The 11406-nt window shown below is 65.2% G+C and carries 9 protein-coding genes and 1 pseudogene; all 10 read right to left on the reverse strand.

What is annotated here, in order from left to right; all coding sequences use genetic code 11:
- Positions 1-118: 118 nt before the first annotated feature.
- Positions 119-799, reverse strand: a complete 681-nt coding sequence (locus tag A5782_RS06980) for a response regulator (RefSeq protein ID WP_067097073.1) — start codon at positions 797-799, stop codon at positions 119-121.
- Positions 796-3372: a sensor histidine kinase KdpD gene (locus A5782_RS06985; protein WP_067097076.1), complete on the reverse strand. Its 2577-nt coding sequence runs from the start codon at positions 3370-3372 to the stop codon at positions 796-798. Before A5782_RS06985 ends, A5782_RS06980 begins: the two co-directional genes overlap by 4 nt.
- A gap of 12 nt (positions 3373-3384) precedes the next feature.
- Positions 3385-4308, reverse strand: a complete 924-nt coding sequence (locus A5782_RS06990; protein ID WP_067097078.1) for a potassium-transporting ATPase subunit C — start codon at positions 4306-4308, stop codon at positions 3385-3387.
- A 1-nt stretch (position 4309) separates the two neighbouring features.
- Entirely contained in the window at positions 4310-6472 is a 2163-nt protein-coding gene (gene kdpB / locus A5782_RS06995; RefSeq protein WP_067097081.1) for a potassium-transporting ATPase subunit KdpB, read from the reverse strand.
- The gene (kdpA, locus tag A5782_RS07000) at positions 6472-8142 is read right to left on the reverse strand and encodes a potassium-transporting ATPase subunit KdpA (RefSeq protein ID WP_067097084.1); all 1671 of its coding nucleotides are present in this window, start codon (positions 8140-8142) and stop codon (positions 6472-6474) included. Before kdpA ends, kdpB begins: the two co-directional genes overlap by 1 nt.
- Entirely contained in the window at positions 8143-8232 is a 90-nt protein-coding gene (locus tag A5782_RS27235) for a potassium-transporting ATPase subunit F (RefSeq protein ID WP_066871739.1), read from the reverse strand. It abuts the gene before it with no gap.
- Positions 8229-8312, reverse strand: a complete 84-nt coding sequence (locus A5782_RS26725; protein ID WP_065498548.1) for a potassium ABC transporter ATPase — start codon at positions 8310-8312, stop codon at positions 8229-8231. The genes A5782_RS27235 and A5782_RS26725 overlap by 4 nt, the downstream gene beginning before the upstream one ends.
- A gap of 350 nt (positions 8313-8662) precedes the next feature.
- Positions 8663-10192: a cell wall metabolism sensor histidine kinase WalK gene (locus A5782_RS07015; RefSeq protein WP_067097086.1), complete on the reverse strand. Its 1530-nt coding sequence runs from the start codon at positions 10190-10192 to the stop codon at positions 8663-8665.
- Entirely contained in the window at positions 10189-10962 is a 774-nt protein-coding gene (locus A5782_RS07020) for a response regulator transcription factor (protein WP_067097089.1), read from the reverse strand. Before A5782_RS07020 ends, A5782_RS07015 begins: the two co-directional genes overlap by 4 nt.
- A gap of 306 nt (positions 10963-11268) precedes the next feature.
- Positions 11269-11406, reverse strand: a pseudogene (locus A5782_RS07025) (type VII secretion protein EsxI); the annotation flags it as partial.

An 11406-nucleotide genomic window follows, 5' to 3' on the forward strand; every position in this document is an offset into this window, starting at 1 on the left:
ATGCGATCGTCGGCAGCGTCAGATGTGTATAAGAGACAGGCTGAAAGGCGGGCAAGAGGCATGCCCTCCGATGCGGGGGACAAAGTGGCTGATGTGACACGGGCTCACCCCACGGAGCTCAGGCCTCGAATCGATACCCCATGCCCGACTCGGTCAGCAGATGTTTGGGATGCGACGGGTCATCTTCGAGTTTGCGGCGCAGCTGTGCGAGATACACACGCAGATAATGCGTTTCGGTGGCGTACGCCGGACCCCACACCTCCTTGAGGAGCTCCTCGCGGCCCACCAACTTACCGCGATTGCGGACAAGGACTTCGAGCATCCCCCACTCGGTCGGGGTGAGGTGGACTTCGCTGCCGCTCTTGGTGACCTTCTTGGCGGCCAGGTCGACGGTGAACGATTCCGTCTCGATGACCGGCTGCTCGAGTTCGGACGCTGCGGTGTTGCGGCGTACCGCCGCGCGCAGCCGCGCCAAGAACTCGTCCATGCCAAAGGGTTTGGTGACGTAGTCGTCGGCACCGGCGTCCAGCGCCTCGACCTTGTCCGACGAATCCGTGCGCGCCGACAACACGATCACCGGTGTGGTGAGCCAACCGCGCAGACCGGCAAGCACATCGATGCCGGAGATGTCGGGCAGACCGAGGTCGAGGACCACCACGTCAGGTTTGTGCTCGGCGGCGGCGCGCAATGCGCCGGCACCGCTGGACGCGGTGATCACCTCATAGCCCCGCACGGACAGGTTGATGCGCAATGCGCGCAGGATCTGCGGTTCGTCGTCGATCACCAAGACGCGGGTCATAACGCACCTATCGGTTGCGGCGCAGCCAGATCCACGATCACGGTCAGCCCGCCTCCCGGGGTGTCGGTGGCCGTAATCGTTCCGCCCATCGCTTCGACGAAGCCCCGCGCCACCGACATCCCCAGACCGACGCCGGTGGAGTTGTCGTGATCGCCGAGGCGCTGGAACGCTTCGAAGATCTGTTCCTCGGCCCCATGCGGAATACCGGGACCCTCGTCGATGACGTTGATCAGCACGCGATCGCCCACCCGCCCGGCGTTGACCCGGACCACACAGTTGGGTGCGTACCGCAGCGCGTTGTCGATCAGATTGGCCAGCACACGTTCCAGTAGCCCGGCATCGGCCATCACGATGGCGTCGCCCACGTCGACCTTGACCCGGTCGATGGCCGATCGGAAGAAGCCGGTGGCGCCCTTGCCGATGCTGATCAGCGCGCGTTGCACGTTTTCCTCCAAATACACCCAGCTCAGATCGGGATGGATCACCCCCGCGGCCAGACGTGAAGAATCGAGCAGGTTTCCGACCAGCGCGGTCAGTTGGTCAATCGACTCCTCGATGGTGGCCAGCAATTCCGCGGTGTCGGCGGGGGAGAAGGCGACGTCTTCGGCGCGCAGGCTGGAGACGGCGACCTTGGCCGCCGCCAGCGGTGTGCGCAGGTCGTGGCTGACCGCCGACAACAGGGAGCGCCGCAGTTCGTCGGCCCGTCCGATCGCCTCGGCACGGCTGGCTTCTTCGGCTAGCTCACGCTGTCTGATCAAACCCGCGGCCTGCCTGGCCACGGCGCTGAGCACCCGCCGGTCACGCGCGGAGAGCTTCCGGCCAGCCAGCAACATCCAGAATTCGTCGTCGCCGACCTCGATCGCGGTGTCGGCGGAATCGACCGTGACACAGGGATCCCCGCCCACACAGGCGACGACATCACTCTTCTTACCGGCGGCGCGCGCTTCCTCGCCGGGTTCTCGCAGCATGCTGACCGCGCGCTGGGCGTAGGTCTCCCGCACCCGTTCGAGCAGCGTTTCCAGATCGGCACCGCGCAGCACCGAGCCCGCGAACAGCGTCAGCAGCTCGGCTTCCTGCGAAGCACGACGGGCTTCCCGGGCGCGTTTGGCCGCAAAGTCGACCAGTACCGCGACGGCGACCGCGATCAGCAGCAGCACCAATTCGGTGATGGCACTGTTGGGTTCGGCGATGGTGAAGCTGTGCCGCGGGGCGATCAGGAAGTAGTTCAGCAGCAACCCGGACAGCACCGCCGAAAGTGCCGCGGGCGCAACACCTCCCAACAGCCCGACCAGCAGCACTCCGACAAAGAACAGGGCGCTCTTGCCGCCGGTTTCCAGATAGGGGTCCAGCGACGTGACGCTGATCCCGCAGATGACCGACGGCACGATGACGGCCGCCAGCCACGACGCCACTCGTCGTTCGCGGGGCGCGAGCGTGGACGCGCGGAAGCCGCGTTTGGACTCCTCGTGGGTGACCAGGTGCACGTCGATCTTTCCCGACAGCTCGACGATTCTCGGGCCGATCCCCTCCTCGAAGAGGCGCGCCCAGCGCGACCGCCGCGAGGTGCCGACCACCAGCTGCGTGGCGTTCATCTCACGGGCGAACTCGAGCAGGGCCGTGGGCACCTCGTCGCCGACTACGGTGTGCAGCGAAGCGTCGAGGCTGCTCGCCAGTTCCCGGATCTTGGCCATCCGCGACTCCGACAGGCCGGCAAGCCCATCACCGTGGATGACGTGCACCACCATCAGCTCGGCGGTCGACTTCGATGCGATCCGCGATGCCCGTCGTACCAACGTCTCGGACTCGGGACCACCCGTGACCGCCACCACGACCCGCTCGCGGGCCTCCCACATGTCGGTGATTTTGTTCTCGGCACGGTATTTGGCCAGCGCGGTGTCGACCTGGTCGGCGAGCCACAACAGCGCCAATTCCCTTAGCGCGGTAAGATTTCCACGGCGAAAGTAGTTGGACAGCGCCGCGTCGATGCGATCGGGAGCATAGACATTTCCATGAGATAACCTGCGGCGCAAAGCTTCGGGCGTGATGTCGATAAGCTCAACCTGCGACGCCTGCCGCACGATCAAGTCCGGTATGGTCTCCTTCTGCTCAATGCCGGTGATCTGCGCGACGACGTCGTTGAGGCTTTCCAGGTGCTGCACGTTGACCGTCGAGATCACGGTGATCCCGGCGTCGAGCAGTTCCTCGACGTCCTGCCACCGCTTGGGGTTTTTGCTGCCCGGCGTATTGGTGTGTGCGAGTTCGTCGACCAGGACGACCTGCGGGTGGCGCGCCAAAACCGCCGGCACGTCGAGTTCGGGGAAGCTGCCGCCGCGATATTCGATATGGCGCGGCGGAATCACCTCGATGCCCTCAAGCAGCTCAGCGGTTTTCGACCGCCCGTGGGTTTCCACCACACCCGCCACCAGGTCGGTGCCGCGTTCCAGCCGTCGATGCGCTTCGCCCAGCATCGAGTACGTCTTGCCCACACCCGGAGCCGCACCGAGGTAGATGCGTAGCTCCCCGCGCTTGGGATGGTGGTCCCGGAGGCCGACGTCACTCACGTCAACCATCATCCCCCCTCAGCGCTAACTCGTGACCGGATACCGGTGGTCGAGTTGCAGGTTGAGTTGCAGCACGTTGACGCACGGTTCGCCGAAAAACCCGAGTCCACGGCCGCTCTGATTCTGCGCCACCACTTCACGGATCTGATCTGGGGTGACATGACGCACTTTGGCCACCCGCGCCACCTGGATATCGGCATACGCGGGTGAGATGTTCGGGTCCAGGCCGCTGCCGCTGGCGGTCACCGCGTCGGACGGTACCGCCGGGTCGGCCGGTGCGGCGCCGCGGATCGGCACGAACTGCCCGATCGAGTAGTCCTCACCGTATTTGGCACATTCGACGCGCACACCCTCGTAGAGGGTGAGGAACGGCGTGGTTGTCGATCCGCACGGCTCGTTGACGCTGACCACCCGGGCCGGATGGATGACCTTCCCGCGTGCGTCGCGCGGTCCCATCACCGACAGCACCGCACCCACGCCGCCGCCCGTGCAGAACGGACGCGACCCGTCGATCCCCTCCAGCTTGCCCACCGCGGCGCTGCGCGAGCACACCGTCGTCAACAGGCTCGGTTTGAAGCCCGCATCCGACGCGGACTTTCCGGCAGCCAGTTGCGACGGATCGGCGGGCATGTCGACGATGCTCTCCGGCCCCAGGTTGCTGCCGCCCGACGACGTCGGGTCATACCCGTTGCCGGCCGCCGACGGGCGACTCTGGAAGTACTGCGGCAGTGCATTGCCATCCTTGTCGGTGAACGACTGGCCAATCAGTCTGCTGCCCACCGGCTTTCCGTCGGCGGTGAGGATCGACCCTTCGGCCTGGTCACGCAATCCGGGAAACTGCGCGATGACCCAGATGAACAGCGGATAGGCCAGACCGGTGATCACGGTCAGCACCAGCAGGGTGCGCAATGCCGCCCAATGCAGGCGGACGAAATTCGAGAACGTCATGTCAGGACATCCCTGGGATGAATTGGACGATCAGGTCGATCGCCTTGATTCCGATGAACGGGGCGACGATGCCGCCGAGACCGTATACGTAGAGGTTGCGGCTCAACAATTTTGACGCGCTGCTCGGTGTGTACCGCACGCCGCGCAGCGAAAGCGGGATCAGCGCGACGATGATGATCGCGTTGAAGATGACCGCGGACAGAATCGCCGATTGCGGGCTGTGCAGCCGCATCACGTTGATCAGATCCAGGCCGGGGAACAGCGCAACGAACATCGCCGGGATGATCGCGAAGTACTTCGCGATGTCGTTGGCGATCGAGAAGGTGGTCAGTGCGCCCCGGGTGATCAGCAGCTGTTTGCCGATCTCGACGATCTCGATGAGTTTGGTGGGATCGGAGTCCAGGTCGACCATGTTCCCGGCCTCTTTGGCCGCCGACGTGCCGGTGTTCATCGCCACGCCCACGTCGGCTTGAGCCAGAGCGGGCGCGTCGTTGGTGCCGTCGCCCGTCATAGCGACCAGCTTGCCGCCCTCCTGCTCGCGCTTGATCAAGTCGAGCTTGTCCTCGGGCGTGGCCTCGGCCAAGAAATCGTCGACGCCCGCCTCGTCGGCAATTGCCTTGGCCGTCAACGGGTTATCACCGGTGATCATCACCGTGCGGATGCCCATCTGCCGCATCTCGTCGAACCGATCGCGCATGCCCTGCTTGACGACGTCCTTGAGGTGGATGACGCCGAGTACTCGTGCCCTTTTGCCGTCCGTGCCGCCAAGGCTTTCACCGACGACCAGCGGTGTGCCGCCGCCGGCGGAGATGCCGTCGACGACCTGGCCGAGCTGCTGGGGAACCGTACCGCCCTGGGCGCGGACCCATTCCGCAACCGAGCTCGCCGCGCCCTTGCGCAACAGGTGGCCGTCAAGGTCGACACCCGACATCCGGGTGGTGGCCGAGAACGTCACCCAGTGGGCGTGGGACAGCTCACCCGGCGTGCGTGCCCGCAGCCCGAAGTGCTGCTTGGCGAATACGACAACCGAACGGCCCTCGGGTGTTTCGTCGGCGAGGCTCGACAACTGCGCGGCGTCGGCCAGCTGTTCGGCGGAGACGCCATCGAGGGGGATGAACGCCGCGGCCTGCCGGTTGCCCAGCGTGATGGTGCCCGTCTTGTCCAGCAGCAGGGTATTGACGTCGCCGGCGGCTTCCACCGCCCGTCCGGACATCGCCAGCACATTGCGCTGCACCAGCCGGTCCATGCCGGCGATGCCGATGGCCGACAGCAGCGCGCCGATGGTCGTCGGGATAAGGCACACCAGCAACGACACCATCACGATGCCGGTGACCCCGGTTGCGCCCAGCGCCTGGCTGTCCGGGACACCGGGATTGTTGGCTTTGGAGTAGATCGCCAACGGCTGCAACGTCGCGACGGCGAAGACGAAGATGATCGTCAACGCGGCCAAAAGGATGTTCAGCGCGATCTCATTCGGGGTCTTCTGCCGGTTGGCGCCCTCGACGAGCGCGATCATCCGGTCGATGAAGCTCTCTCCGGGCTTCTGGGTGATCTTCACGACGATCCGGTCGCTGAGCACGGTGGTGCCGCCCGTGACCGCCGACCGGTCGCCGCCGGACTCGCGGATCACCGGCGCCGACTCGCCCGTGATGGCCGATTCGTCCACCGAGGCAATGCCTTCCACCACGTCACCGTCACCCGGGATCACCTGACCCGCCTCGACCACGACGACGTCGCCCTGCTGCAACTGAGGCGCGGCGACCGCTTCCTCGACCTCGGCGGCGCCCGGCGCCCAGTTCTTGAGTCGCCGGGCCAAGGTTTGCGTCTTGGCGCGGCGCAGCGTTTCGGCCTGCGCCTTGCCGCGGCCTTCGGCCACCGCTTCGGCGAGATTGGCGAACAACACGGTGAGCCACAGCCAGATCACGGTCAGCCAGGCGAACCACGTCGGGTCGATGATCGCCAACGCGGTGCTCCAGGCCGCGCCCATTTCCACGATGAACATCACCGGGTTGCGCCACAGGGTGCGCGGGTTGAGTTTGCGCAGCGCGTCCGGTGTGGCCTTCCACAGCATCTTCGGGTCGAGCAGGCCGCCCTGGACACGTTTCCTGCTGGTGGGCGCCGCGGGTTGGGCCTGCTCGGTGGGGTGGATCGCGGTCGCGGTCATCAGTGAATTCCTTCGGCGAGGGGCCCGAGCGCGAGCATGGGCAAGAACGTGAGCGCAACGACGATCAACGTGACGCCGGCGACCATGCCGACGAACTGCGGCCGGTGCGTGGGCAAGGTGCCCGCCGAGTCCGGTGTGTTGCGTTGCCTGGCCAGCGATCCGGCCAACGCCAGCACCAGCACGATGGGCAGAAACCGGCCGAACGCCATGGCCAGGCCGAGAGCGGTGTTGTACCAGTCGGTGTTGGCGCTCAGGCCGGCGAAGGCCGACCCGTTGTTGTTGGCCGCTGAGGTGAACGCGTAGAGGACCTCCGAGAGGCCGTGCGGTCCGTTGTTGAGCATGCCCGCGCGTTCGCCGGGCAGCGCCATCGCGATCGCGGTGCCGGTCAGCACGATCAGCGGGGTGACCAGGAAATAGCTTGCGGCAAGCTTGATCTCGCGCGGGGTGATCTTCTTGCCGAGGTACTCCGGAGTACGCCCGACCATCAGCCCGGCGACGAAGACGGTGATCACCGCCAGCACGAGCATGCCGTACAGGCCGGACCCGGTGCCGCCGGGGGCGACCTCGCCCAGTTGCATGTTGAACATCGTGATCATGCCGCCGAGACTGGTCAGCGAGTCGTGGGTCGAGTCGACGGCGCCGGTCGACGTGAGCGTTGTCGAGGCGGCGAACACCGCCGAGTTTGCGACGCCGAAGCGCTGCTCGACTCCCTCCATCGCCGAGCCGATCGAGGTCGGCACCGTGCCGTGGTTCTGCAGCTGGAACCACAGCATCAGCGTCACGCTGGTCGCGTATAGCGTCGCCATCACGGCCGCAATCGCGAAGCCCTGCTTGGTGTTACCCACCATGCGCCCGAAGGTGCGCGGCAGCGAGAACCCGATCACCAGGATCAGGAAGATCTCCAGCCAGTTGGTCCATACGGTCGGGTTCTCAAAGGGATGCGCGGAGTTCGCGTTGTAGAAGCCGCCCCCGTTCGTGCCGAGCTCCTTGATCGCCTCCTGGCTGGCCACCGGCCCGCCGGTAATGGTCTGCTGGGTTCCGCCCAGAGTGCTGACGACCTGGTCATGCAGGTGGAAGTTCTGGATCGCCCCACCGGCCACCAGCAGGATCGCGCTGATGATGGCGATGGGCAGCAGGATGCGCAACGTTGCGCGCACCAGGTCGACCCAGAAGTTGCCCAGCTCGCCGGTGCGTCTGCGGGCGAACCCGCGCACCAGCGCGACGGCCACCGCCATCCCGACGGCGGCCGAAACGAAGTTCTGCACCGCCAGGCCGACCATCTGCACCAGATGGCCCTGCGTGGATTCGCCGGAATAGGCCTGCCAGTTGGTGTTGGTGACGAAGCTGACCGCAGTGTTCCATGCCAGTGCGGGTGTCATCTTGGTTGCCGGATCATGCAGATGCAACGGCAACTTGTCTTGTAGGAGCTCGAACCCGAATAGGAAAAGGATGCTGATCGACGAGAACGCCAGCACGCTACGGGCGTAGGCGCCCCACGTCTGCTCCGAGCGGGCGTCAACGCCGATCAGTCGATAGACCACCCGCTCGACCTTGAGGTCCCTTTCCGACGCGTACACGCGAAACATGTAGTCGCCGAAAGGCACGTGCACAATCACTACCGCCGCGACGAGAGCGACCAGGAATAGAATCCCGGCTGTTGTTGTGCTCACTTAGAACCTCTCCGGGAACAGCAGAGCGCCCCCGAGGTAGAGCGCAATCAGGATGGAAAGCACCAATCCGACCGCATTTTGGTAGTTCATAGCCGCTCGATCAGCTTCTGGGCCACGCCGAGTGCGGCGAACACCGCCACAGTCAGCACGACATACACCGCCACGCCCATCTTTTCTCCGTCCCGTGCCGATCATGCGCATACGAAAGGGACCCCATTGAGCCAGCCACAGCACGTGGTGATCGCAAGCGCGGCGGGGCCGCGCGCAGCGGGTCACCACCATCAAGCGACAGTCCCGCCGGTCAAGGTCAGCTCGAAATTAACGGGGTGTCATCCGCCGGCGCGTCCAGTTGACGGTTTCCTAACGGGCGCACTGTGCACATTTACGGTTTCTTAACGCCCTTGAGCGCGGCGATCCGGGCGCCGCTTCACCGCCGCGGCCCGGCCAAGCCTAAAGATTCACGGCGGTCTCAATCACCAAGGGGGCAACGGCGTACAGGCCGGGACCACTGGACGGAGTTTTAACGCGACGGGTTGTCGGCAATTGAGATCAACGGCAGCCGTACCCGGAAAACCGTGTTGCCCTCGGTGGATTCGGCGGTGACCGAACCATGATGGGCCTTGACGATCGAACTGACGATAGCCAGACCGAGCCCGCTGCCCGTGCCGTTGGATCTCGATTTGTCCGCCCGGACGAACCGCTCGAACAATTTCGGCAGAAGTTCCTCGTCGATGCCCGGGCCGTCGTCGGTGACGGTCACTTCCGCGTAGGGCGCGTCGGGACCGTCACGGTGGCAGGTGATTGCGGTCGTCACCGTGACCCCGGGCGGGGTGTGCACGCGGGCATTGCTGAGCAGATTGCTGACCAGCTGATGTAGCCGGGCATGATCGCCCCGCACCCATACCGGCTCGTCGGGCAATTCTTTGACCCAGTGGTGCGTCAACGCCGCCACCGTCGCGTCATTCACCGCATTGCCGACCACCTCGGCCAGGTCGACGTCCTCGGACTGCAGGTCTTGGCCTTCTCCCAGGCGGGAAAGCAGGAGCAACTCGTCGACGAGCAAGGCCATCCGCCGAGCCTCGGACTCGATGCGGGCCAACGCGTATTCGGTGGTCGGCGGCAGCGCCGAACTGTCCTGGCGGGTGAGTTCCGCGTAGCCCTGGATGGCGGCCAGCGGTGTGCGCAATTCATGGCTGGCGTCGGTGATGAATTGGCGCATCCGCAGATCCGAGTCGACCCGATGCGCCAGGGCGCTGTCGACGTTGTCCAGCAAGCGGTTCAACGTGTGCCCGACGATCCCGACCTCGTTTTGCGGGTTGGTGTCCTGCGGTGCTACCCGGACGCTGATCCGGTGGTCGTCGTCGGTAAGCGGCATGGCGGCGACACCGGCGGCGATCGCCGCCAGCCGGCGCAGCGGACGAAGCGTGTAGCCGACCACCCACACGGTGAGCCCGGCGGTGAGCACCAACGCCGCCGCGGTGAGCACGATGGTGGTGAGCTGTTTGCGCGCGATGATTCGATCGGCGAGGTTCTGCGACATCCCGACCACGAGGACGTCGGACTCCACGACGGTGCTGTCGACGCGGTACGGCCCCAGCCGGCCGAGTATTTCGGTGCGTGGCGGTCCGTCGCTCCACGACTGCGCTTGAAGGTCGCGGACGACGTCGGCCGGCGCGGGTTTCGGTTCGTCTTCGGAGAAAACCGCCGACCCGATCACGGTGCCGTTGTGCAGCACGGCGATGAGGTTTCCCGGGGTCTGCCCGGTGAATTCCAGCATCGCCTGTGCGATCGGCGGTGTGCCGGGATGCGGCGAAACATGTTCGCCGTTACGGTATTTGGTGTACTGGTGGCTCAACGCGTCCAGGGACTCGGTGACATCGGCATCGCTCATGGCGTTGACATAGCCGCGCAGGCTCAGCACCGAGACGATTCCGACGGTCACCAGCACCACGCTGACCACGGCCAGCACGCCCAACAACAGTTGGCGGCGCAGCGAATGGGGATACCAGCGGGAAAAGTCCCCGGATGTGCTGTCCCGGTCTCGGGTCATTCCGCCGGCCGCAGCATGTATCCCACCCCGCGGACGGTATGAATCATCGGTTCGCGCCCGGAGTCGATCTTCTTTCGCAAGTACGAGATGTAGAGATCGACGATGCTGGTGCGTCCGGCGAAGTCGTAATTCCAGACACGGTCCAGGATCTCGGTGCGGCTCAGCGCGCGGCGGGGATTGCGCATGAGGAAGCGCAATAATTCGAATTCGGTGGAGGACAACGATATCGGGTCGCCATCACGGGTGACCTCCCGGCTGGCGCTGTCGACCTTGAGGTCGCCGACCTTGAGGGTTTCGGCGGTCGGCGTGGGCTGCTGGCCGGAACGGCGTAGCAACCCGCGCAGCCGGGCGACCAGTTCCTCCAGGCTGAACGGCTTGGTCATGTAGTCGTCGGCGCCCGCGGTCAGACCCGTGACGCGGTCCATCACCGAGTCGCGCGCGGTGAGGAAAAGCGTGGGGGTGTAGGCGTCGGATTGGCGGACGCGTTCCAGGATTCGCAACCCGTCCACATCGGGAAGCATGATGTCGAGGACGAGGACGTCGGGGCTGACCCGCTCGAACTTGGCCATGGCCTCGCGTCCGTTGTGGGCGATGTCGACAACCCAGCCCTCGTAGTGCAGCGCCATCTTGACCAGATTGGTCAGCGCCGGCTCGTCGTCGACCAGCAAAACCCTGATGGGTGACCCGTCGGCACGGTAGATCCTCGGCAGCTGCCCCAGGATGGCTTGACGTGGGCGCTGCGCGCCTGAGTACCCCGACATTACGGTCATGCTCCTACATTCTGGCAAGCCACACACACGATTGTCACGGAGTTCATAGAGTTCTCAAATGTAGGCCGTGATCGATGAACCTCGATGGAGGCCGCGGTCACGCACTTGTGGCCGCTAGCCCGACGGGGCGGGGGCCGTATCGGGTTGTGCCCCTTGCTCACTCCGCGTTCGGTGGCGGCCGGATGGTCGATGCTCGGACCACAGCGGGATTTTCCCATTGCGGTACAAGCCCATACGCCAACCGGCATACGAAAAACGGGGCCGCACACCGAATTTGGTGTGCGGCCCCGTTGTCGAGAAGAGGCGTCAGGCCCAGCTGGACCCGACGGCGCTGTCAGTGCTGGCCATGTTGCTGCCCGCGGACTGAACCTTCTGTCCGTGGGAGTTGGCCTGCTCGTAGATGACCTGGAAGTTGCGACCCAACTGGGTGATGAACTCCTGGCA

This window comes from Mycobacterium sp. 852002-40037_SCH5390672 (assembly GCF_001665875.1).
In the GTDB taxonomy this organism is placed as follows: Bacteria; Actinomycetota; Actinomycetes; order Mycobacteriales; family Mycobacteriaceae; genus Mycobacterium.